Below are 23,708 nucleotides of genomic sequence, written 5' to 3'. Positions count from 1 at the left end.
GCTGCTAGCTGTAACGCTCAGAAACCACCCCGGAAAGCAGCAGAACCACCAGCAATACCGGGGACAGGGTAAAATCGTTAAAGTAGTTGAAAACGATCTCCAGCCAGCCGGGCAGATAGAAGACCAGGGCACCGAAAACCAGCACATTGAATAGTGCTCGCACTGGGAGCTTCAGGACCACGGGCAACCGGTTGATCCAGCGACCGCTCCACTGAATGATGGGCTTACCGACAAAAACCAGTACAACCGCCACCAGAGCCAGACAGATAAGCGACAGATGTTCTCTGGACAAGTCGGATAGATCGATAATCACATCGCCCAGCCAGCTCATGGTTATCCCCTGTTTCCAGTTTCTGCTTTAATCGTTTTCAACTAGGCAAACAACTCAAGGAGGTCATTCAAAAACAGACGGCCTCTTGGCGTGGGCTTGAACCGGCCCTCAGGACCGCTAATGGGGTTTTCCAGCAACCCTTTCTGCACCGCCTGGTTCAATGGCCCTTCCATCACGGAAAGCGGCTGCCCGGTTCGCTCACTGAACACTCTGGAGGCGGCGCCACCGTTCAAGCGTAACACATTCATCATAAATTCTATCGGCATTTCATCCGCTTCCAGTACCCGCCGACCGGCTTCAAACCTCTTCTCAGGAAGAGTGCTCATAATTGAGTCAGCGGCCAGGTAATCCGCGGGCATTCGCGTTTTCCAATTACGAATAATCTGGCCTGTGGACGACGACTCAGCAGCACCTTCCCCTGGAAGCAACGTCAGTTTGCCATGGGCGCCCGCACCAATCCCGATATAATCACCAAACTGCCAGTAGTTCAGGTTGTGTCTTGAACGTTGGCCGCTCTGGCTGTAGGCGGAAATTTCATATTGCTCATACCCCTCTGCCGCCAGTAACGACTGGCCTGCTTCCTGGATCGCCCAGAGAGTGTCATCCGGCGGCAGCGCCGGTGTCTTCGAATAAAAGACAGTATTCGGCTCAATAGTGAGCTGATACCAGGAAATATGAGCCGGCTTTAAAGCAACGGCCTGCTGCAAATCATAAATCGCATCTGCAGCACTCTGATCCGGCAGACCGTGCATCAAATCGATATTAAAATTCCGGAACCCTAGATCCGAAAGGGAGGCGATGGCTTTGTGGGCTTCATCTGCGCTATGGATTCTGCCAAGGGCCTGCAGCTTACTGTCCTGAAAACTTTGTACGCCCAGGGAAAGACGGTTGATGCCCGCTTCCAGATAAGCCTGGAAACGGTCGTGCTCCCAGGTACCCGGATTGGCTTCCAGAGTGATCTCTATGTCCTCTGTAAAAGCCACCATCTCCCTGAGTCCCGTAAACAGCTTCTGGTAAGCCGCTGCGGACAGAAGACTGGGTGTCCCGCCACCAATAAAAACAGAGTGCAGAGGGCGTCCCTGCACCGCCAACCGCTCCCTGCGGAAGTCGCTCAACAAAGCATCCACATAAGCGGCTTCCGGAAGTTCTCCGGTTTGCCGGTGGGAGTTAAAGTCACAATATGGGCATTTCTTCACGCACCAGGGCACATGAATATAAAGACTGAGAGGAGGAAGCTTGAGCATAGGGCAAAAGCTGAGACGACAAGCGCCTCAGCCGTGAATTTCCTTTAGACGCTTGAACAGCTGCTGCATTGCCTGAGCCCGGTGACTGAGCTTGTTTTTAAGTTCAGCGGGCAGCTCCGCCGCTGTACGGTGCTCTGAAGGTACCAGGAACAGCGGGTCATACCCAAAGCCATGCTCTCCCAGAACTTCTTCGATAATCAAGCCTTCCCAACTTCCCTGGCAGATGATGGGCGTTGGATCATCTTTGTGACGCATATAAACCAGGGCACATTGAAACCGGGCGGTTCTTTCCGTGGACTTGACCCCTTCCAGTCTGGCAAGCAGCTTCTGGTTATTGTCGGCATCCGACGCATCCTTTCCGGCATAGCGGGCAGAATAGATTCCGGGCTCTCCATTGAGGTAATCCACTTCCAGCCCCGAATCATCGGCAATCACCGGAAGGCCTGAAATCCGGGCCGCATGCCGGGCTTTAAGCAGGGCATTTTCTACAAAAGTGAGCCCGGTTTCTTCCGCTTCCGGATACTTTTCACCGATACCGAACTCACTCTGGGGCAGCATCTCCATCCCAAGCTGTCCCAGCATATGCTGAAATTCAGCCAGCTTGCCGCGATTACCACTGGCCAGCACAACCTGACGGATGTCTCCTGTCATAATGGACGTCTTTTCCTCGCTGTTTTTTTCAGAACCCGTCTTTTGCCGTGTACAACCGTTTACTGCCCCGTTGTCATGGGGGGGCAAACGGTTTTGCTTTTGCTATATCTGGGTCACTGATCCTGATAAAAGGTTTGTTCAAACCGGACTGTTTCTCTTTTGCCGCCCTGTGGTGTGACATCAATGGAGAATTTTAGCAGCTCCTGACCGGAGAACCGGAAGCCTGCCAGGTAGTAGATGGCCTCACCTTCACGGACCACCTTAAAGTCGAGGGCAGCTTTCTGTCCCAGAAGGTTACTGACACTCCCCTGAAGTTGTCCGGCAACGGCTTCGCCCACCTGAGTTTTGCTGAGGTTGCGAATGGCAATATTCACAATGCCATGGCGCGGGCTTCTTTCCAGGCCGTACTGACCGGCAATATCCGGAGCGATAAACGTACTGTTGAATGCGCTGTAATGCACCTCGTAATCACCGAAACGGGCCGGCTTTCCGGACATTTCCCGCGCATCAGGAATCGCGTCACTGGCTTGAACAACAGCCACTGGCCACCCAGAAGACATCGCCAGTAACAACGGCAATACTGCCCGCTTTCTTATGGAAAACCTGAAACCACCCCAACAGAACGACATCTCCACTCCCCCTCAAGACGTTAAATGATAAATGGCCACTTCCCCCATCAGATTGGGCCACAATCGGCTAACCCAGTTTCCCTGATGAGATTGATCCACCACCCTTCGGTTAAGCACCCGGTAGTTTCTCTGCTGGCACAAAGCCTCGAAATCCCGGAAGGTGCAGAAATGAATATTGGGTGTGTCATACCAGGTATAGGGCATGAACTTGGAAACCGGCATCTTGCCATGTAACGCCAGATAAAGCCGACACCGCCAGTGGCCAAAGTTGGGAAAGGTAACGATACACTCACGCCCGACCCTGAGCATTTCCTCGAGAACCCGATGTGGAAAATGCATGACCTGAAGCGCCTGGGTCATGATAACCGTATCAAAACTGCCGTCGCGAAAGTTGCCAAGGCCCCGGTCCAGATCCTGCTCAATCACATTCACACCCCGTCTTATACCGATTTCAATATTCCGGGGATTGATTTCCAGCCCATAGCCCGTTACCTGTTTTTCCTGATTCAGTTCATGCATCAACTGACCATCACCGCAAGCCAGATCCAGTATCCGGCTACCGGGTGCGACCCAGTTTTTGATAATCTGGAAGTCCCCCCTGACACTCATCAGCACTCCTCCGCAACACGATTCATATAAGCGGCCAGCCCCTGCGTATAACGGGGAATGTTCATCAGGAAGGCGTCGTGCCCCTGGGGGGCATCAATCTCCAGATACGATACATCTTTTCCGGCTTCAGTGAGCGCATCCACAATTTCACGGGAGCGTTCCGGTGAGAACCGCCAGTCCGTTGAAAAAGAAGCCAGAAAAAATTTCGCCTGGGCTCTGGAAAGGGCTTTTGACAGGCTGTTCTCATATTCACTGGCCGGATCAAAATAATCCAGGGCACGGGTCATCAACAAATAGGTATTGGCGTCAAAACTTCCTGAAAAACTTTCTCCCTGATACCGCAGGTAGCTTTCAATCTGGAAGTCCACATCGTAGTCGTAACTGAAACCTTCATTTTTCAGTTCACGGCCAAACTTGGCCCCCATGGCATCATCAGAAAGATAGGTGATATGACCAACCATCCGGGCCAGGCCAAGACCTTTTCGGGGAATACTGTTGGAATCCATGTACCGCCCACCCTTGAACTGATCATCGGACATAATCGCCTGCCGTGCCACTTCATTAAAGGCAATATTCTGGGCTGACAAGCGAGCCGCGGAAGCGATGACAATGGCGTGGCGCAACCTTTGGGGATAAGCAATGGACCATTGCAGGGCCTGCATTCCTCCCAGACTTCCACCCACCACCGCCGCCCACTGCCGGATACCCAGATGGTCCGCTAGCAGAGCCTGGCTGTTCACCCAGTCCGCCACAGTGACCATGGGGAAGTCGGGGCCATATATTTTACGGGTTTCCGGGTTAATGCTGGTCGGGCCAGTACTGCCATGACAGCCCCCAAGGTTATTCAGGGCCACCACGAAGAAACGATCGGTATCAATGGGTTTTCCCGGCCCGATGCAATTGTCCCACCAACCGGGCTTGCGGTCTTCCATACTGTGAAAACCGGCAGCATGGTGATGACCACTCAGGGCATGGCAGATAAGAACAGCGTTGCTGGCTTCCCTGTTCAGAGTGCCATAGGTTTCTATGACCAGTTCATAAGACGGCAGACTCTCTTTGCAATTCAGAGCCAGGGGCTGATCAAACGGAACGGTTCGGGGTTCAACCAGACCCACCGAGTCAGCAGGAATCACTGCAGGCATAACGTCCTGTTTCCATTTCGGCTTGTTGTTAACTGTGGAAAGCCACCAACGGGCATCTTGCCCCCTTCGCTACTTCCGGGTAATACGACTCTCTTCTGGCTGAAGGCTCTCATTTCTCAGGATGCCGCAATCATAGAAGAGTGGCTCATGGCGGACTGGAGCATTGTATGAATCAGGGGAGTGTATCGGCAATATTCCCACTTGTCAGCTTATCTATTTCCCCCTCAAGCGCCCCAGGACAATAAAGGCGGTTCGATGGCCAGGCTAACTCACACTGGTCAAATCCAGTGCAAGCTCGGTGAGCGCCAGTAGGTGGCTCAGAAAAAAACCTTCAATCTGCCGGGAACAGAAATGCAGATGCCGTTCATGAATATAATCATCCACGCTCTGGTTTTGAGTCAGGGATGTGTAAAAAGCCCTCAGTGCTTCGTCTCTAACATTCAGAGTCGAAATAATCCTGGCACAGGGCTGAAAGGACTGGTTCATCTGGAACTCCTGAAGCAGCGTGCTTCTGGATACACTCTTGCCTCTGGCACATTGTCACAAGTAAGGTCACTATGACGGTGTTGCGGAGATAACGATGTGTTCGTTACTGGGCCAATCGTTATGTCCATAACCTGTTACCAATGGGAAGAACTCATTGCGCATCCGATTGCTTTTTCACAGTAGACAATTTACCGATGCGCAAAAACTCAACTATCATCCTGAGTCAAGCCTAGTATAGTCAGCCTTTTGGTAAATACTGTAAGCCCAATAGCCATGCCTTTTACCCATGCGCTATTGTATGCTTCCTATAGTGCAGCTGTTATAGTTCAGATTGCTAAATACTTTCCACAGACCTCGCGGTGCAAATGTCGTTATGTCTATTGAATCCTTAGGCCAGCTTGAATCAAGACTGCAAAACCTGATCGACAAACTGGAACTGTCAAGAATGGAAGTCGAAGACTTGCGTTCAGCCAATACCCGTCTGGAAGAAGAGAATATCCAGCTGAAACAGGAGCTGTCAGCCTGGGGAGACCGGGTTTCCGCCCTGCTGGGTAAACTGGATGTTGTTACAGATGAAGATGAAGATGAAGTGATGAATGAGCAGGAGGCCGTCGTTTAACAGCCGCTGAATAGAGCCCTGCTTCAGACAGCCTTCAACCTGCCTGAAATAGAGCACCCTGTCGCCTCCCATTCCAAGAGGTCGACAGTGTATAACTGCTGAGCGGGCTTTTCCGTGGGTTCTGGACGCCTTCTGTTCAGCTGGCGTCCTTTAATTCCATCTCAAGGCTTTCCAGGGCCTCCTGGGCTTCCATCCATTGCTCTTCTGCATCCATGAGCTGGCGTTTGAGATCCGTTTGCTCAGCCAGGGCCTGCTTCAATGTTTCTTTTGCCGATTCACAGTAAATGGCCTGATCAGCCAGAACCTCTTCTACAGTGAGCAAACGTTGCTGGAGCGATTCCAGAGAAGCTTCCAGTTTTTGAACACTCTGTTTCAGCGGTCGAAGCATTTTGCGCTTTTCAGCCTGTACCCGCCTTGCTTCTTTTTTCTCCTGGGCTGAATTCCCTGCAAGTACTCGCTCCTCCCGGCTCTCATATTTGTCCTGGGCTCTTTCCTGTGACCTCTGCTGCATCAGCCAGTGACTGTAATCATCAAGATCGCCTTCATAAGGAACCACTGAGCCATCATGCACAAGGTACAGTTCATCGGTTGTACTGCGAATCAGGTTACGATCGTGAGAGACCAGAATCATCGCCCCTTCAAAGGACTGAAGCGCTATGGTTAGCGCCAGCCGCATGTCCAGATCCAGATGGTTGGTAGGTTCATCCAGGAGCAACAGGTTGGGTTTCTGCCAGCCAATCACAGCCAGTGCCAGGCGGGCCTTTTCCCCTCCGGAAAACCCCTTGATGATTTCAAGCGCTTTATCGCCATGGAAGCCAAACCCTCCCAGGAAATTTCTCAGATCCTGTTCACGGGCATCAGGCGACAAGCGTTGTAGATGCAGTAACGGACTGGCTTCCACATCGAGGCTTTCAAGCTGATGTTGAGCAAAGTAACCAATGCTCAGATGCTCTCCCTGATAAACCTCCCCTGAAATCAAGGGCAATTCACCCGCCAGCGAACGTATCAGGGTAGACTTCCCTGCCCCGTTTGCCCCGAGCAGCCCGATACGGCTTCCCGGAAGAATGCTCATTTTCAATTTCAGCAGTACGTTGTCCCCATAACCCAGCTCCGCCTTATCAAGGGTTAATAAGGGTGACGATATTTTGTCCGCCTCGGGAAAGCGGAAAGAAAAAGGGGAATCCACATGGGCTGGAGCAATTTCTTCAAGCCGGGCCAGGGCCTTCAAGCGACTCTGAGCCTGCCTGGCCTTGGTGGCTTTATACCGGAAGCGTTCAACATAACGCTCCATGTGAGCACGCTGCTTCTGTTGTTTCTCATGGGTTGCCTGCTGCTGCTGAAGCTTTTCTGCACGCAACCGTTCGAAGGCAGAATAATTGCCACGGTAGTGTACAAGTGTTTGATGCTCTATATGCAGGGTCTGGTCAGTAACCGCATCCAGAAAATCACGGTCATGGGAAATAATCACCAGAGTCCCCGGATAACGCTTTAAATAGTTTTCGAGCCAGACAATAGCATCCAGGTCCAGGTGATTGGTGGGTTCATCCAGCAGCAGAATATCGGAGGGGCACATCAGGGTTCTGGCGAGATTCAGGCGCATTCGCCAGCCACCGGAAAACCCTCTCACATTTTTATCAAGCTCATGATGACTGAAACCAAGGCCATGCAGCAGCTGCTCAGCTCTTGAGCGAGCCGTATAGCCATCGGCCTGCAACAGTTGTTCGTGAAGCTCAGCCAGACTTTCATGCTGGCCTGCTGCCTCCGCTTTGGCGATCTCCGCCTCAATTCGTCGCAGGGACTGATCCCCATCCAGCACATAGTCCACAGCGCTTTGATCCAGGGATACAATTTCCTGGGCCATATGAGCCAGCCCACGCCCCTGGTCAAAAGAGAGGTTTCCTTTATCGGGCTGCAGCTCACCCGTTAACAGGGCCAGAAGGCTCGATTTACCACACCCGTTGGCACCGACCAGGCCAACATGCTGGCCAGAATGAATGGTTGCAGTAGCGTTCTCAAGGAGAAGCTTGCCGGACCTTAATAAACAGACTTCGTTCAATGTGATCATGGGGGGCATTATATGTACCCACACCGATGAAATCGAATACCTGTTGCATAAAGGAGAGGAAGGGGTTTGCCGCAGTCTGGCTTTCGGCATTACCAGCATACAGCACATCCCTGGCATATACTGGCAACTGCTCCACGGTAACTGCTCCTGCGTTACTCTAGCTCCTGCATCCATGCAGTTGTGCATTGCCAGTATACAGCACATCCCTAGCATATACTGGCAATTGCTCCACGGTAACTGCTCCTGCGTTACTCTAGCTCCTGCATCCATGCAGTCGTGCATTGCCCATCCCTGTGCATAAAAAAAGGGGGGGAGAATAATTCCCCCCCCCATTCAAAACGACAGCATTAAATGTAACTTACTTCCTGCGAGCAGGTCTTTTCCTGGCAGCCGCTTTTCTGACAGCAGGCTTTTTACGGGTAGCCGCTTTTCTGGCAGGTGCTTTCTTCTTAGCAGCTACTTTTCTCTTGGCGGGCGCCTTCTTCTTAGCAGCTACCTTTTTCTTGGCAGGCGCCTTCTTCTTAGTAGCTACTTTTTTCTTGGCAGGTGCCTTCTTCTTAGCAGCTACTTTTTTCTTGGCAGGCGCCTTCTTCTTAGCAGCTACTTTTTTCTTGGCAGGAGCCTTCTTCTTAGCAGCTACTTTTTTCTTGGCAGGAGCCTTCTTCTTAGCAGCTACTTTTTTCTTGGCAGGTGCCTTCTTCTTAGCAGCTACTTTTTTCTTGGCAGTGGCCTTTTTCTTAGCAGCAGCCTTCTTTGCATCGGCTTTTGCCTTGGCTTTTGCCTTCTTCAATGCCTCTTTCGCTTTTTCAAGCTTTTTCTTGAGCGCATCGATTTCCTTCTCCAGCTTCTTAACCATATCTACCTTTTTGGCAGTGGTCTTTTTTACAGCCTTTTTAGCTGGTGCTTTTTTAGCAGCCGTCCGCTTAGCAGCAGGCTTCTTCTTAGCAGCGGTTTTTTTTGCTGCAGTCTTCCTTGTTGCAGGCATGGGATCGTCCCTCTTCCATTTAATCAATCTACTAGTAGTACATCGTAATAAAAACCGAATAATTAATACCCAGTTTTAATTAGAAAATAGAGTGGTTATTGCACGACTGCAAATTTTTTTGTGATTTTTTTATCCAGACTGATGCCAAAAAAAACCGAAAACAAATCTGTACACCTTCCACAACGTTGAAAAAAGCCTTCTAATCAGGGCATTTTCAGCTGACAAGGCTCACTACAAGGGTTGATAAAACAACCCATTTGCTCAAAGATAATGGAAACGTTTGTTCCCAGAGATACAGCGGGAGCATAAGTGGGCTGGAAGTGTTTTTCTCCACAGAAGAACCCCGCTTACCTGGATAAACCACCACACACAGAGATGCTTTATGAGATTGAAAACGCTTGCAAGCGTTATCCTGTTATCTTACCCAATTTACGCAACGGCTGCTCTTGAGACAGAAGCCGACAAACTCAGCTATAGCCTGGGAGCCACCCTGGCGGAACAATTGAGACAGTTCGAGGGGCTGAATTCGGATGCCCTGACTCAGGGGTTAAGGGATGCCCTGGCCCATCAGCCACTCAAGATGACCTCCTCAGAGATGAAAGGCTACATTCAGGAGGCCAAAGCAAAAAAAGCCCACGCTCAACAGGCAAAGCTCCATGAAGAAGCTCAAAAAAATCTGGACAAAAGCATGGCTTTTCTTGCTGAAAACAGCAAAAAACCAGGAGTGATTGCCCTTCAAAGCGGCCTTCAATACAAAATTCTCAGCGAGGGCAAAGGCCCCAAGCCCCGAGATAATGATGAGGTGGTTGTTCATTATGAAGGCCGTTTAATGGATGGAACGGTTTTTGACAGCTCATGGCTGAGAAACCAGCCAGCCACCTTTCAGTTAAACCGGGTTATCAAAGGCTGGACAGAAGGCTTGCAGCAGATGCCAAAAGGTTCTGTGTGGGAATTTTTTATCCCGGCAAGCCTGGCCTATGGTGAAGGTGGTGTCCCAGGGCGCATTGGCCCTAACGAAGCACTGATTTTTAAAGTTGAGTTAAAGGAGGTCAACAAAAACAGTTAAGCCGATCTGGACTTTTCTTAAAAACAAAGGTCATAAAACGCAGGAAAGGCAAATACAGACCAAAGTTAATACACAGCCAGTGGTCCCTCCTACTGGCTCATTGCACCTTTTCCCTGTGAGCTTCATGCAGCTTTTCGATCATCTGGTCTTCCAGACTGAAGCGTTCTTCCATCGTTTCACCCAATTCAGAAACAGCATCCTGAAGGCTTTTAAGGCTGGACAATGATTCACAGTGATCATTAAATTCAAGGCAGCTGGAGGTATTCTTCTCAAGTTTTGGCAAGATGGACTTGGCCAGTTCTATTCCACCATCATCAAACTCCAGCGCTTCTTCGATCAGCTGTTCATAAACCTCAAAGTGGCCCGCTGAAGCGTAATCAACCAGAATTTGACACAACTCTTTCAATTTACTGGTGACAGGACGCTTGTCATCATTAAATTGATCCATTCCATTGATGGAGCAGTAAAGGACAATCAGATCCTGCCGTGCGTTGAGCCAGCGATCAATGATTTCTGATACCCCTCCCCAACGCTCTTTAGCCGTTTGGCAACCCTCCAGCATGACAGTTCCTCTTGAAAGTTAGATATCTTCTGAGCAAATGGGACCTCTCAAGCGCCTGTGTCCGGTGGTCCAGATGCTAGGTTATGACAGTCAAAAATCGGCGGCAAGCGTTTATTTTTCAAAACACAATCAATTTTAAAATGCAAGCCTTACAAAAAAAGCACAAATACAATGGTTTCAAGGGAGGTTAGTGCTCATATAACAATTTTTATTACTAAAAAATCTTGGTTTAATGTAAAAAAATTATTTACAAACACACTTTTATTTAGAATTCCATAAGGTCAATCCCAGAAGGTTCATCCATGGCTCAAATTCCTGGAAAGTTGAGCGGCCCAGTGTCATTAAAGCCGCCCAACTTTCCACTTTCCATTTTATTCCGACGCCATATAATCGCTCAAAAACGCATCAAACACCTTGTCGTTCTCTTGCTCCCTGACAGCCTGGTCCACTCTGGATCGCTCAGCAATTTGCTGAAAGTAAGACTGTCGCTCAGAACCGAGAGGGCGTTCAGCAAAAGTGCTGAAATGCTTTTGAGAGAGAGACATGACCAGGTCGATATAACTCACGGTTTTCTCCTGCATCTCTCCCAACAGCTGGGCAGAAGGGGTCAGGGAGGCATCCAGCAGTTTGTTCCTCTGAGCCGTCAGGGCATCACTGAAGCAGCTGCCACCTTCAGCGGCATCCAGCATATCTGCCACCGGGAACATCTCATCCAGTAGCTTCATGCCCCAGTCTCTTAATGAAACCTGCTTTCCATGATGAACCAGAGTCATACCCGGTCGGCGGCCTTCCAGAACCGTATTGTTAAAATTTTCCGTGACCTCCGCACACTCATCGGCCCCAATTGGCAACTGGCTCTGAAGTGCACAGTACACCAGAAAAGTATCCAGAAAATGGGCATCCTCTCTGTTCAAACCCAATGGTTCAAACGGATTGATATCAAGGCACCGGACTTCGATATATTCAACACCCTCATTACGCAGGGCGGTGATAGGCTTTTCACCGGACCGGGCAATACGCTTGGGTCGAATGGTGCTGTAATATTCATTCTCAATCTGCAATAGATTGGTGTTCAACTGAAGGTATTTCCCTTCCCTTTTCAAACCAATGTTTTCATAAGGTGGATAAGGGGTATGAATGGCCTTTGACAGACTGGCGACGTACTCACCCAAAGTGTTATAGCAGATACTGAGCGAAGACTGCGCATTGTTGGTGTATCCCAGATCGCTCATTCGCAGCGAAGTCGCATAAGGCAGAAACAGGGTATCCGAATCCAGAACCTGCAGACCAGAACGCTCACCTCCATCCGGGAAAAAACTTCTGCTCACCGCCGGTGAGGCACCAAAGAGATACATCAACAGCCAGGAATAACGGCGAAAATTCCGGATCAGGGCAAAATACCCTTCAGATTGACAGGCCTGATGTTCTCCGGCACTTGCCCCCCGGCGCTCATCAAACAGGCTCCAGAACTCCGTCGGCAGGGAGAAATTATAGTGAATCCCTGCAATGGTCTGCATGGACTTGCCATAGCGATGGGCCAGCCCTTCACGATAAATCGATTTCATTAAACCAATGTTGGAGTGCCCATATTGAGCAATGGGGATACTGTCATCCCCATCCAGCAGCGCAGGCATACTTCCAGCCCACAGAGCTTCTCCGTCCAGATTCTGGCAGGTGTATCGATGAAGCTGGTCAAGAAAGTCTAAAGTGTCATCAATACGGCAGTGGACCGGCGTTATAAACTCCAGCAATGCCTCGGAATAATCCGTTGTAATGTAGGGGTGGGTCAACGATCTGCCAAGCGCCTCGGGGTGAGCAATCTGCGAAAGCGTCGCATCTGGACGAACACGCAACCCTTCCCGCTCAATACCATGGCAGATTCCATGGAAAAGCTTCTGATGAGCGCTGTTCTGAATAAGCGCCAGGCGATCCTGATACTCGATAGTCAAGGTAGAGATCCAATCAATCCATAGAACTTCAGCAGGACTATATAACGATCACCCAATGGATGCATCCATAAAAAAAACAGCCAGCCCCTGAGGGGCTGGCTGCTATACGACAAAGTATCACTACAAGCGAGAACGCTCGCCACTGAGTGAGTTTACTTTCGCATTTTCTTAGCGTTGGCAAACAAGTCGGCAAATGTGCCTCCGGATGGCTGCTTTTTGCTCTGCCCCCCCCGGTTTCCACCCGTCGGCTTATTGCCCTGGGGCCGGTTCCCCCGAGTAGATTCAGAGCGCTCCCTGCGGGGCTGCTGACGAGCTTCAGCACGCTCTTCCGCTTTGTCAGACATCCTCATGGAGAGCCCAATTCGTTTACGCTGAATATCCACTTCCATCACCTTGACCTTGACGATGTCCCCGGCCTTGACAACCTCACGGGGATCCTTGACGAAAGTCTGTGACAGGGCAGAGATATGAACCAGGCCATCCTGGTGAACCCCCACATCAACGAAGGCACCAAAATTAGTGACGTTTGTCACGACCCCTTCCAGCTCCATGTTGAGCTTGAGGTCACTGATTTTCTCAATACCGTCCTGGAATTCAGCGGTTTTAAACTCAGGTCGTGGGTCCCGACCGGGCTTGTCCAGCTCGCTGATGATGTCCGTCACCGTTGGCAACCCAAACTGTTCATCAGTAAAGTCCGCGGCATTGACGGTCTTCAGGAAAGAGGAGTCCCCGATCAGGGCTCGAATATCCCGCTCTGACTGACTGGCAATTTTTTCAACCACAGGGTAAGCCTCAGGGTGAACCGCTGAGCAATCCAGTGGGTTATCACCATTCATGACCCTCAGAAAGCCTGCCGCCTGTTCAAAGGCTTTGGGCCCAAAGCGGCTGACACTCTGGAGAGCCTGACGACTTTTGAACATGCCATGTTCATCCCGGAAGCTGACAATATTGTCCGCCAACGTGCGGTTCAATCCAGACACCCTGGCCAGCAATGCGCTGGAGGCTGTGTTGAGATCAACGCCTACGGCATTTACACAGTCTTCCACCACCGCTTCCAGAGACCGGGACAGCTGAGTCTGGCTGACATCGTGCTGATACTGCCCAACCCCGATGGATTTTGGTTCAATCTTGACCAGTTCTGCCAGAGGATCCTGTAAACGACGAGCGATGGACACCGCGCCACGGATGGAAACATCCAGATCCGGGAATTCCCTGGCCGCCAGCTCAGAGGCAGAATAAACGGAAGCACCGGCTTCACTGACCACAATTTTGGTCAGCCCCAGCTTCGGGTAGCTGCGCATCAACTCCGCCGCCAGCCGGTCGGTTTCCCTTGAGGCGGTGCCATTGCCAATACTGACCAACTCCACTTTATGGGTCAGGCAGAGCGTAGCCAGAGTACCAAGGGCTTCTTTCCATTTTTTCTGGGGAGCATGGGGATAAATCGTGGTGTGCTCCACCAGTTTGCCAGTTCCATCCACCACTGCCACTTTGACACCGGTTCTCAGCCCCGGATCCAGGCCAATGGTAGGACGTAAGCCCGCTGGCGCAGCCAGCAGCAGATCCTTCAGGTTCTTGGCGAACACCTTGATGGCTTCATCTTCTGACTGTTCTCGAATCCGGGTCATCAATTCGGTTTCCAGTTGCGAGAGCAACTTGACCCGCCAGGTCCAGCGAACGGCATCTTTCAGCCAGCCGTCAGCGGCACGCCCCTGGTCTTCCACTTTCCAGAAATCAGCCACCAGTTTTTCACAGGGATGCGTTGCCTTTCGGTCTTCAGGCTCATTCTCCAGGCGGATATTTGCCTGCAGTACGCCTTCGTTGCGGCCACGGAAAATAGCCAGGGCACGGTGAGAGGGTACCGTCTTCAGGGGTTCATCGTGCTCAAAGTAATCCCGGAACTTGGCCCCTTCCTCTTCTTTTCCTTCCACTCCCCGGCTGCTGAGAATCCCATCTGACCAGAGAAAATCTCTCAGTTTGCCCAGCAGCTCCGCATTTTCACTGAAACGCTCCATCAGGATATAGCGGGCGCCTTCAAGAGCAGCTTTGACATCCGCAACCCCCTTATCAGAATCGATAAACGATTCTGCTTCCTTCTCAGGGTCCAGCTCCGGCGAGTCAAAAAGACAGTCAGCCAAAGGTTCAAGGCCTGCCTCCCGGGCAATCTGAGCCTTGGTCCGGCGCTTTGGCTTATAAGGCAGGTATAAATCTTCCAGGCGGGTTTTGGTGTCCGCCTCACGGATATCCCTTTCCAGTTCCGGCGTGAGCTTTTCCTGTTCTGAAATGCTTTTCAGAATGGTTTCCCGGCGCTCTTCGAGCTCGCGAAGGTAACGGAGTCGCTCCTCCAGCGTCCTCAGCTGAGTATCGTCCAGCCCTCCGGTCACCTCTTTACGGTAGCGGGCAATGAAGGGAACAGTCGATCCTTCATCCAGCAACTGAATCGCACTGTCGACCTGACCTGACTTTGCACCTAACTCTTCGGCTATACGCTGAGAGATACTCACCATAAATTACACTCATCATGGGAAATGGACAGCAAGACGACGGGTTGATCGGCTTTTCCGACCAGTCACAGCAATGCATCAGCAAGGCATCCTTTTTCGGGAATACCCTCCACTGACTGCCAGACTCCACAGCATAGTCAAACCATTACTGACCATCACCTTGCGGTAAATTTGACTCTGAGCCAACAGTCGGGCGGCCAGAGTAAAGCAGGCAATTATAACCAAACCTCAGGGTGCGTGAAACGCCGGCTTTTCTCTCGCTGCTTTTGTCCTTAAAAAAACAAGGGAAGCCGAAGCTTCCCTGTGAGAGTTAAAAGGTGATTTGTTTTACCGCAGAGATCAGTTCAGTGAAGGACCTGCTTCCACCAGGGCCTTGCCTTCTTCGTTGTCGGTAAACTTGACGAAGTTAGTGATAAAGCGGTCCGCCAGATCACGGGCCTTGCGATCCCACTCTTCCTTGTCTTCGTAGGTATCTTGAGGGTTGAGGATGCCATCCTCCACACCTTCCACACTCTGGGGAATGTGGAGGCCGAAGTAAGGCAGCGTTTTCGTTTCAGCCTCATCGATAGAGCCATCCAGAATGGCATCAATGATCGCCCGGGTTGCCTTAATGGAAATCCGCTCGCCAGTACCGTTCCACCCGGTGTTCACCAGATAGGCAGTCGCACCATGGGCCTCCATCTTCTTCACCAGTTCCTCTGCATATTTGGTGGGGTGCAGGGTCAGGAAAGCAGCGCCAAAACAGGATGAGAACGTAGGCGTTGGCTCAGTAATTCCCCGCTCAGTACCCGCAAGCTTGGCAGTGAAACCTGACAGGAAGTGATACTTGGTCTGCTCAGGCGTCAGCTTGGAAACGGGAGGAAGAACCCCAAAAGCATCAGCCGTAAGGAAGATCACTTTTTTGGCGTGTCCTGCCTTGGAAACCGGCTTGACGATGTTTTCAATATGCTGGATCGGATAAGAAACCCGGGTGTTTTCCGTCTTTGAGCCATCATCAAAGTCAATCTTGCCATCGGTATCCACAGTCACGTTTTCAAGCAACGCATCCCGACGGATAGCGTGGTAAATTTCCGGTTCATTTTCTTCACGCAAGTTGATGGTTTTCGCGTAACACCCACCTTCAAAGTTGAAAATACCGTCGTCATCCCAGCCATGCTCATCATCACCAATCAGGGCACGCTTTGGATCAGCAGACAGCGTTGTCTTGCCGGTACCGGACAGACCGAAGAAAATAGCGGTGTCGCCTTTTTCCCCAACGTTTGCAGAACAGTGCATAGAGGCAATCCCACGCAGTGGGAGCAGGTAGTTCATGATGGCGAACATACCTTTCTTCATCTCACCACCATACCAGGTGCCACCAATGACCTGAATTCGCTCTGTCAGGTTGAACGCAACAAAGTTTTCAGAGTTCAACCCATGCTCTTTCCAGCGGGGATTCGTGCACTGGGCGCCATTCATAACAACGAAGTCAGGGGTAAAACCCACCAGCTCATCTTCAGAAGGACGGATAAACATGTTCTTGACGAAATGTGCCTGCCAGGCCACTTCAGTGACAAACCGGACACAGAGACGAGTTTCAGGGTTGGCGCCACAGAACCCATCAATTACAAACAACCGCTTACCCGACAACTGGGTCGTCACCAGATTTTTCAAATCGGCCCAGACTTCGGTAGTAATTGCCTTGTTGTCATTTTTTCCCTGATCAGCCCACCAGATTGTGTCACGGGTGGTTTCATCCTTGACCAGGTATTTATCCTTTGGAGAACGACCAGTAAAAATACCGGTATCCACTGCCACTGCCCCCATTTCAGTGACAACCCCTTTTTCATAACCGACCAGGTCAGAGCGGGTCTCCTCTTTAAAGAGGGTTTCATAAGAAGGGTTGTAGACCACTTCCTGAACCGCGTTGATGCCGACTTCAGCCAGGGCTTCTTTTACGTTTACATGAGTCATGCAAAGTTCTCCTAAGGCTCTATGCTCAATTTATGTTTTATCTTGTTTAATTATGATAATTCTTGAGGCGCGCTATCATAGGGTATTCAGCCTGTTATTTAAATATACTGCCGGACAAATCAGGCCACACAACACCCCTCGTTGCCAATTCGTTATTGAGTCTGGTAAAAGAAGTTAATCCTTTGTCAGACGAAAAGTGTTGTCCAGGGTCAAAATTACCTCCGGGTCAAACAGAAAAACACCCTCAACCATTGACCGACAGCATCCTACCAATAAAACCAAAGTCAACCACTTTGCTTCCCTCTGGAATAGCGCTTATTTTCACACCAAGAACAAAATAAAACAAAGCTTTTCAGCAAAAAACACAACCCCCTATTAAATAAAACTGGCTTTATCAATACCTGGGCAATACTTTTTGTTTCTACACTTATTTCCACCATGGCTGCCTGTTGGACTTATGCTTTCGAGCATAAAATTCAGTAGAAAGATTAGGCCGTTCTTTCTGGATTTTAGGCCGAAATTGTCGTAAGTCCGACAGGCTGTTAGCCCCCCAAAGGAGAAGGCAAACACAGGTCGGCCCACTGGCATTGGATTATCAGTAAAACATCTTAAGGAGAGATAAGGGCAAGGGGCACCGGACAGGCCCCCTGAGAAAGTCAGAAAGCATTAATAATCAATGCAGTGATGGCTGCCTGCTGTCACCAAACAGGTTTTCAATATCGTCTGAGTCAAAGACATACCTCTGATTACAAAACTGACAGTCCATGGTAACCTGACCATCTTCAGCCAGGATGGCCTCCACTTCCTGTTTATCCAGAGTTTTTATGATTTTTTCACTTCGCTCTCTGGAACAGCTGCACTCAAAGCGAACCGGCTCCGGGTCAAACAGCCGAACCGTCTCTTCATGGAAGAGCCGGGTCAGTAATGTTTCGTGATCCAGTCCGAGCAGTTCTGAATTCTTCACTGTATCCGCCAGAGCAGTCACCCTCCCCCAGGATTCTGCCCTAACCTCTTCAGAGGGCTCAACACTGGCCGGCAAAGCCTGAAGAAGCAGTCCGGCACAAGCACCTGCACTACTGGACAACCATAATCGAGTGGGCAATTGAACGGACTGGGAAAAATAATCTTCAAGGCACTTGGACAATGATTCCCGCTCAAGGGGAACAATACCCTGGTAACGGTTCCCCTTCACCGGGTCAACGGTAATCACCAGGCTACCCTCACCCAGCAGCTCCTGAAGAGAGCCTGGATGAATGCCATCATCAAACTGAGCCACAGCCCGAAATGCTTTCTGGTCTGTACACTCAACCATTAACAGTTTCAGCGAACCATTCCCACGGGCCTGAAGGGTCAGCAACCCTTCAAATTTAAGGGTGGTACTGAGCAATACCGCTGAGGCCACCAACTCTCCCAGAAGTAACTGAATCACTTCCGGGTAGTCATGAGCTGCAAGCGCCTCGGTAAAACTGCTGTTCAGTGAGACCAGCTCGCCCCTGATATCGGTGCTGTCAAACAGAAACCGTTGCGTGATATTGTCTCTCTTACTCATTCAGACTTAATTCCAGTAGCCAGTAGAAAGCTGTTGTCACCTGCGCACGATGTCCATGGATAAAAACAACCTTCTGGCAATGCAGGCATCTGCCCTCAACGAAGGAGGGCTACAAAGATAAAACCGCGATTATAGCCACTTAGTCACCGTTTCTCACTGGTAATATCCCCGAGACTTATAACCTGTCTTCCTAAAACAGCCGGTTGGCTATACTCAGAAAATGTAATTTTCGACCAAGGGAAAGGTCATGGGTGAATCGACACTGCCACCACACTTGCGGCATCTGCAGCAGACAAAACAAAAGTTCCTCCCTGACTTTCCGGATAGAAAAGATGCCGAACCTTCCGGCGATGGCTTCCCAGCACCCTCCTCTCCTCAGAGGTCTACACCCAAAACCTTTGAGCACCATGACTACCCGCCTGTAGAGGGTAGAAAGGTTCAGCCGGGAGAACCCTTATCAAGAGTCAATACTTTGGCGTATGAAATCGAAGAACTTCATCGCGAGTACCGTAGTGTCCATGCTCAAAGGGAAAGCCTTCTGGCCCAACACGACCTCGCCGTAAGCCTGCCAACGATCAGACACCTTCTGGACAATGAAGAAGAAGCCTTTGACTTCACGGCCTTCACCATTCTTTACGTCTCTCCGGATGGAAAAATGACCAGCGTCATTCCTCCAGATAATCAGCTGAAGGCTGACCCCAAAAAAGCCAATAATCTGACAAACAGACTATTACAACAGGTGGACAAGGTAGAACAGAATTTTACCCCAACCAGAATGGCTGAACTGAAACAGAACATTCGAACCACCAGCAGAAGTCTCAGCAGGATTCAATCTGACCTGGAGGCTCTGAAAGCACCACTGCCCATCATCACCGATAAAGAGCGCCTTACCTGGCTGGACTTATTACCCGGACAAACCCCGCCATTCACAGAAACAGGCAAACCCTTTTCTGGCCCTGAACGGCACTTCCAATTTGAAACACTTCACCCTGCCGACATTCCACGGGCCAGACTCAGGGCAGATGCAGCCCTGCGGCCCTCATTGCAATTCAGGCCCCCATGGCCAGAAGAGAGCGATGAAAACCTGCCCCCCCCTCCTCCCATGACACCTCTGCCTGAAAAGCCTGAAATGAAAAATGTTGAGGTGGGTACGGATGATGAGGTCGCCATGCTCCCTCTTGGGGACGACTTGACCGACCCCGATTTCCTTCCTGAAGTTGTGCTTGCAACTGCGACTAAGGGCTTAGAAAATCCAGATATTTTTTATTCCTTCGGGCAACCTTCAGGCCCTTATCCCATGGCCTCCGTCCATGCTGGAGGCAGCGACTTGCGCATAGGCCTTGACGAAGACACCAGCCAGGCCTTTAGAGAACAGCTCAAAAACCTGGGAGCAGACAAATTCAAGAACTTTCACCGCATGGTATTGAAGAATGCGGAAGAGCGTGAAGACGCTCGCAGAGAGTGGTTCGTTACACCGGATGAGCTGGAGCATCCAGAATTCGGTGCACCCGATGGCGCATCACTCTGTTATGTAAAAAAAGGCCGTATAAAAAACAGAAACAAGCATGCGGGCACTGTCTTCATTCACGTGTTCAATCCTCGTAATCGAACCAGCCACCCTGGAAACAACACAAAAAATATGGCCATGATTCATGTTGTTCTACCCGATGGCAAACACCCGCAATACCTCGGCAACAAACGGGGATATCTTCTTGATTTAGAAAACACCTATTATGACCTGACCCTTGCGCTGCAAGCCTATAACCTCCGCATCAGGCGCCATAACCAGAAACAGCTGTATGACTATGAACAAAAGAAAAAAGAACTCCCTGAATCCAGTAAACCCGACCTTCTCCCTGAAATCCCAACTCTGAGAGTATGCGATTTCCATAAAGAGGCCTATAGGCACCCAACGTCATCCAGAGCAGAAGAAGCGCACTCTATTTTCAAAGGTATTCAAAGAGCCTGTGTTGAAATACAGTGGCAAAAAGATGCCCCCCTGACATTGAGAAGGCTTGAACTGGGAGACGGCACACAACAAACATTCTCCTCCCTGGGGATTCAGAACAAACCGGAAGGACCAACCCAACCATCAGAAAAGCCACAACCCCAGGTCAGGCCCCCTTATGTTCCAGAAATGGGTGCCCCCGGAGAGGCTGAAATACCTGAGCCATCACCCGTCATTCAGAGTGTTCCGGTGGAGGATACAGAAGCACTCCCTGATACCCATTCCGTGAATACCTTACCCTCCCACTATAAACCTGTTTTGAATTACATTTGTTTAGAAAATGGAGCCGCCCAACAGCTATTATCGGCTAACACCGATTTTGCCAAAACCTCACAAGAAACCGACAAACCTCAACAGCCCGGGCAGTCGCCAGTTGCTAAGAAAACCGGTGTTGAATGCAAGTTTAAAAAGGAGATAAAAGTATCCTCAGGAAAGGAAACAGTCCCCATCCAGTTAAGTGGATGCTTTGATAACGAGGAAATGCGCGAGTATGCTGAAAAATGCCTAGAGTCTCATTGTAAGCATTTCATAGCACAACTTAAAAAGCCCAATCCAATCAAACTCCCAACCGAAGGGCTGCAAACCGACCACATGAGGGAGATCAACCAGCAGTACGATGGGGCCATCGTTAATGCACTGAATCACCTTTATATTGACTTGGGACATACTGACTGGAAAAACAGCAACTCAAGCATAACCGTTACCATTAATGGCAATATCTGGGTTGCCAACCGTGGCAATATGCAGATTTTCCGGACCGATTGTGCTGTTTTAAAAACAACGGAAACTGCCAAAGTAGTCAATATCGGGGCAGATAACACAGCATTAGCAGTGCAAGAGGCAATGAAAAAAGCCCTTGAGCAAAGGGAATTAGACGAATCGAAAGTTTCCGAGTTCGTCAAGGTACTGCCTGCCATCACTAAAATCCCCGCGTTCGATCTGGATCGACAGACCGATGACCTTGACTCTGAACAGGACCTGGAGGACCTGGAGGACCTGCTCGAATATGACAGTGTTTTCCTTATTCAGATGGGAGAAGCGACAGGACAGCAATTCAGCAAGCAGGACGTGGCCACACTTCTCCGGAACAATATGGGTGAGTTTGATGATGAAGCAGGCTTCATCAATAAAACCGATCTCAATGGCAAGCCTTTTGACCAACATGACGTTTTTGTGAGCCTAATTGATAATCCTTTTGAGCCTTCAGAGGACGATGATGATGACGATGACGACGAAAGTGAGCCTACGGCTAGCGGCACATCATCTCCGGTCATAACCGTAGCACCAACACTGCAAGAGCTGGCCACGACAATTGCTTCTGAAAACCAACAGGAAAGAACGGTGCTTTCTGAAGATCAGCGAGTGACTCTTTCCAACCCAACGAATAAACATCACAGTCCTGAAATGGATGCCATGGAGCACCGACTGGAGCTTGATGAAAATACAGTCCAGAAGAAACTGAAGCAGGAGCTAGACGCAGCCAGGAATCAACAAAGCCACTCCCCGAAAAGAAACACTCAACAATCTTTCAAAAAGGCCAAGGACCATGCTGAACATATTGAGAGTTTTGGAGAGGCTGAGGCTGTTCCCTTCTATTTTGATGGTCAACAAGCAGTCAGAGTTGATTACGAGACAACCGGTCTTTCAGGCACAGGCTATGCCGAATCCATTGGGGAAAGAGAATCCATGGAGGATGCTCATATTTCAGAGGCATTCACCGTAAGAATGGGATCAAGTGAAGTCGAAGTGTCCATTACCGGCGTTTTTGACGGGCATGGTGGCAGGGAATGCGCTACTTACGCCAGCCAACGTATCACCGAACACCTTAAGAGGCGGCTGGCACAATTCAACACGCAGGGTGCCACCGATACCGGCATCTGGAACGCCCTGAAAATAGCCCTTGTTGATCTGGACCGTGAAATGACAGCTGCGGGAATAACGTCAGGCTCTACAGCCAATATTGCCCTGAGAATCAATGATGACCTCTGGATTGCTAACCTGGGTGACTCCCGGGCCATTTTGGTCAACGAAGACGGAACGGTTATTCAAGTCAGTGAAGACAGTGACCTTGCCAACCAAAAGTATGCAGCATCAGCAACAAAGCGGAAAGGCCTGTTAGCCCAAAACAGGTTGTGGACTGAAGAAGGGTGGAATCTGGCTGTTCCAAGGGCTTTAGGTGACCAGAGCTTTCCTGGTGTTTCAGCTCGCCCCAAAATCACCAAAATCCCCATCAAGGGTTTCACAGGTTGCCTGGTGCAAACCTGTGACGGCATTCCCGAAGTCGCCACAACAAACGACATCGGTGAAACCGCCTGCGCAAGTTATCTCAAAGGGGATTCCCCTCATTTCACCGCAGCCAAGCTGGTTTCAAGGGCCTATTACGCTGGATCACTGGACAACCTTTCAGCGGTTGTTACCCACCTGGGGGAAAGGAAGAAAACAGGCGGACAGCCTCAACGGGAAAACGTTGAGCCCCCCCCCAAAGCACCGTTTCAACCGAAGCCGTCACCAGACCTCCCTCCACCGCCGCCACCTGAGGATAGCGAACCATTAAACCCGACTCCTGAGGTGAATAATGGGGACACTGATGACAACTTACCACCACCGACTAACGATGCAGTGATCGAGACGCTTTTAAGTCAATCCAGACCCGATACGGTTAATTTTAATTTTGGTCCTTCACATAACGCCCGAAGAGCGATGCTGGCCAGAATTCTTTTAAATCACCATCTTCAGCAGAATACGCGCGGCGCTTCCGAGATCAGTGAGGACACCAGAAACTGGCTGGAAGTTGTCATTGCTTCCACTGTTGGAAGAGAGTGCTCAAACTGCAACTCTGTCAATATCCATTCGGCAGCAGAGCGATCCAGCTTTGCATTGAAACAGCTTTTATCCCAGTACAGGCATATCCCCGAAGCAACTGCCCGTCAGATCACAGAAGCGGCTGCAGGTGTTGAATCCACAGAGCCTGCGGCTGCACTGCTCATGGACATCATGGACGACGTTGAAACCCTGGAGTCTCTGAGATTCAATATCTCATTCGATGTGACATCTCTTAAATGTTATCGCAAAACGGACAACAAAGGTGTTCAAAAAAACATCTGCCGAGTCTGTAAAGAGTACGTTGAGTATCTACAAACCCAATCCTGCCTGAGAGGAGCCCGCCCTCTTTATAAGCAACCATCAACTCCTTTTAAGCTACTCCCCGAAGGCGCTACTGGCATCAAGCCTCAGTACAGTCAGGAGGCAATAACGCTTCTGGAGCAGAGCCCGTCTATCTATTCAGACTGTGTTAACGCCCTGCCTCGCGATAGCCAACTGAAAGCTTTATTCGATTGGGAGGGGTAAAGATAAGAAAC

17 protein-coding genes are annotated in these 23,708 nt (G+C 50.2%); 3 read left to right on the top strand and 14 right to left on the bottom strand.

Annotated elements, in window-relative coordinates:
• Positions 1–4: 4 nt before the first annotated feature.
• From ACNRUY_RS02870 to ACNRUY_RS02840, 7 genes are all read right to left on the bottom strand, one after another.
• Positions 5–331, bottom strand: a complete 327-nt coding sequence (locus ACNRUY_RS02870; RefSeq protein ID WP_488110133.1) for a DUF3392 family protein — start codon at positions 329–331, stop codon at positions 5–7.
• Between the two features lie 41 nt (positions 332–372).
• Positions 373–1,575: a radical SAM family heme chaperone HemW gene (gene hemW / locus ACNRUY_RS02865; RefSeq protein WP_488110132.1), complete on the bottom strand. Its 1,203-nt coding sequence runs from the start codon at positions 1,573–1,575 to the stop codon at positions 373–375.
• 27 nt (positions 1,576–1,602) lie between these two features.
• Positions 1,603–2,226 (bottom strand): XTP/dITP diphosphatase, encoded by a 624-nt coding sequence (locus ACNRUY_RS02860; protein ID WP_488110131.1) that lies wholly within the window; start codon positions 2,224–2,226, stop codon positions 1,603–1,605.
• A 113-nt stretch (positions 2,227–2,339) separates the two neighbouring features.
• Entirely contained in the window at positions 2,340–2,768 is a 429-nt protein-coding gene (locus ACNRUY_RS02855) for a DUF4426 domain-containing protein (protein ID WP_488110130.1), read from the bottom strand.
• Positions 2,769–2,867: 99 nt separating this feature from the next.
• Positions 2,868–3,464, bottom strand: coding sequence for a methionine biosynthesis protein MetW (metW, locus tag ACNRUY_RS02850; protein WP_488110129.1), 597 nt, complete (start codon positions 3,462–3,464; stop codon positions 2,868–2,870).
• Positions 3,464–4,606 carry a homoserine O-succinyltransferase MetX gene (metX, locus tag ACNRUY_RS02845; protein WP_488110128.1) on the bottom strand — a complete coding sequence of 381 codons (1,143 nt, stop codon included), beginning with the start codon at positions 4,604–4,606 and terminating at the stop codon, positions 3,464–3,466. The genes metW and metX overlap by 1 nt, the downstream gene beginning before the upstream one ends.
• A 264-nt stretch (positions 4,607–4,870) precedes the next feature.
• Entirely contained in the window at positions 4,871–5,092 is a 222-nt protein-coding gene (locus ACNRUY_RS02840) for a hypothetical protein (RefSeq protein ID WP_488110127.1), read from the bottom strand.
• 373 nt (positions 5,093–5,465) lie between these two features.
• Here ACNRUY_RS02840 and ACNRUY_RS02835 point away from each other — a divergent pair, with 373 nt between their 5' ends.
• The gene (locus ACNRUY_RS02835; protein WP_488110126.1) at positions 5,466–5,711 is read left to right on the top strand and encodes a cell division protein ZapB; all 246 of its coding nucleotides are present in this window, start codon (positions 5,466–5,468) and stop codon (positions 5,709–5,711) included.
• A gap of 136 nt (positions 5,712–5,847) precedes the next feature.
• On the opposite strand, the gene ACNRUY_RS02830 is transcribed toward ACNRUY_RS02835, so the two are convergent.
• Positions 5,848–7,785: an ATP-binding cassette domain-containing protein gene (locus tag ACNRUY_RS02830; protein ID WP_488110125.1), complete on the bottom strand. Its 1,938-nt coding sequence runs from the start codon at positions 7,783–7,785 to the stop codon at positions 5,848–5,850.
• Positions 7,786–8,134: 349 nt separating this feature from the next.
• On the bottom strand, positions 8,135–8,761 hold the full coding sequence (locus tag ACNRUY_RS02825; protein ID WP_488110124.1) for a hypothetical protein: 627 nt from the start codon (positions 8,759–8,761) through the stop codon (positions 8,135–8,137).
• Between the two features lie 382 nt (positions 8,762–9,143).
• On the opposite strand from ACNRUY_RS02825, the gene bamJ reads away from it, so the two are divergent.
• A complete protein-coding gene (gene bamJ / locus ACNRUY_RS02820; protein ID WP_488110123.1) occupies positions 9,144–9,827 on the top strand; it encodes a BamJ family beta-barrel-assembly machinery protein in 684 nt (227 codons plus the stop codon).
• A 97-nt stretch (positions 9,828–9,924) separates the two neighbouring features.
• Here the strand turns inward: bamJ and rsd are convergent, their stop codons facing one another.
• The 5 genes from rsd to hslO form a co-directional block, all read right to left on the bottom strand.
• Positions 9,925–10,389, bottom strand: coding sequence for a sigma D regulator (rsd, locus tag ACNRUY_RS02815; RefSeq protein WP_488110122.1), 465 nt, complete (start codon positions 10,387–10,389; stop codon positions 9,925–9,927).
• Between the two features lie 371 nt (positions 10,390–10,760).
• Positions 10,761–12,338 (bottom strand): glutamate--cysteine ligase, encoded by a 1,578-nt coding sequence (gshA, locus tag ACNRUY_RS02810; RefSeq protein WP_488110121.1) that lies wholly within the window; start codon positions 12,336–12,338, stop codon positions 10,761–10,763.
• Between the two features lie 152 nt (positions 12,339–12,490).
• On the bottom strand, positions 12,491–14,842 hold the full coding sequence (locus ACNRUY_RS02805) for a Tex family protein (RefSeq protein WP_488110120.1): 2,352 nt from the start codon (positions 14,840–14,842) through the stop codon (positions 12,491–12,493).
• Positions 14,843–15,178: 336 nt separating this feature from the next.
• Positions 15,179–16,792: a phosphoenolpyruvate carboxykinase (ATP) gene (gene pckA, locus ACNRUY_RS02800; RefSeq protein WP_488110119.1), complete on the bottom strand. Its 1,614-nt coding sequence runs from the start codon at positions 16,790–16,792 to the stop codon at positions 15,179–15,181.
• Between the two features lie 673 nt (positions 16,793–17,465).
• On the bottom strand, positions 17,466–18,341 hold the full coding sequence (gene hslO / locus ACNRUY_RS02795; RefSeq protein ID WP_488110118.1) for an Hsp33 family molecular chaperone HslO: 876 nt from the start codon (positions 18,339–18,341) through the stop codon (positions 17,466–17,468).
• 247 nt (positions 18,342–18,588) lie between these two features.
• On the opposite strand from hslO, the gene ACNRUY_RS02790 reads away from it, so the two are divergent.
• On the top strand, positions 18,589–23,697 hold the full coding sequence (locus tag ACNRUY_RS02790) for a hypothetical protein (RefSeq protein WP_488110117.1): 5,109 nt from the start codon (positions 18,589–18,591) through the stop codon (positions 23,695–23,697).
• Positions 23,698–23,708 lie beyond the last annotated feature (11 nt).

The organism is Endozoicomonas sp. Z74, from assembly GCF_057680865.1.
The sequence above is the reverse complement of the archived record's forward strand: the minus strand, read 5'-3'. Positions and strand labels throughout refer to the sequence as shown.

Coding starts and splice junctions, on each gene's coding strand:
- metW (WP_488110129.1), bottom strand. CDS start 3,464: ATGAGTGTCAGGGGGGACTTCCAGATTATCAAAAACTGGGTCGCACCC.
- rsd (WP_488110122.1), bottom strand. CDS start 10,389: ATGCTGGAGGGTTGCCAAACGGCTAAAGAGCGTTGGGGAGGGGTATCA.
- ACNRUY_RS02870 (WP_488110133.1), bottom strand. CDS start 331: ATGAGCTGGCTGGGCGATGTGATTATCGATCTATCCGACTTGTCCAGA.
- ACNRUY_RS02840 (WP_488110127.1), bottom strand. CDS start 5,092: ATGAACCAGTCCTTTCAGCCCTGTGCCAGGATTATTTCGACTCTGAAT.
- ACNRUY_RS02835 (WP_488110126.1), top strand. CDS start 5,466: ATGTCTATTGAATCCTTAGGCCAGCTTGAATCAAGACTGCAAAACCTG.
- ACNRUY_RS02805 (WP_488110120.1), bottom strand. CDS start 14,842: ATGGTGAGTATCTCTCAGCGTATAGCCGAAGAGTTAGGTGCAAAGTCA.
- metX (WP_488110128.1), bottom strand. CDS start 4,606: ATGCCTGCAGTGATTCCTGCTGACTCGGTGGGTCTGGTTGAACCCCGA.
- ACNRUY_RS02790 (WP_488110117.1), top strand. CDS start 18,589: ATGGGTGAATCGACACTGCCACCACACTTGCGGCATCTGCAGCAGACA.
- hslO (WP_488110118.1), bottom strand. CDS start 18,341: ATGAGTAAGAGAGACAATATCACGCAACGGTTTCTGTTTGACAGCACC.
- pckA (WP_488110119.1), bottom strand. CDS start 16,792: ATGACTCATGTAAACGTAAAAGAAGCCCTGGCTGAAGTCGGCATCAAC.
- bamJ (WP_488110123.1), top strand. CDS start 9,144: ATGAGATTGAAAACGCTTGCAAGCGTTATCCTGTTATCTTACCCAATT.
- ACNRUY_RS02830 (WP_488110125.1), bottom strand. CDS start 7,785: ATGCCCCCCATGATCACATTGAACGAAGTCTGTTTATTAAGGTCCGGC.
- hemW (WP_488110132.1), bottom strand. CDS start 1,575: ATGCTCAAGCTTCCTCCTCTCAGTCTTTATATTCATGTGCCCTGGTGC.
- ACNRUY_RS02860 (WP_488110131.1), bottom strand. CDS start 2,226: ATGACAGGAGACATCCGTCAGGTTGTGCTGGCCAGTGGTAATCGCGGC.
- ACNRUY_RS02825 (WP_488110124.1), bottom strand. CDS start 8,761: ATGCCTGCAACAAGGAAGACTGCAGCAAAAAAAACCGCTGCTAAGAAG.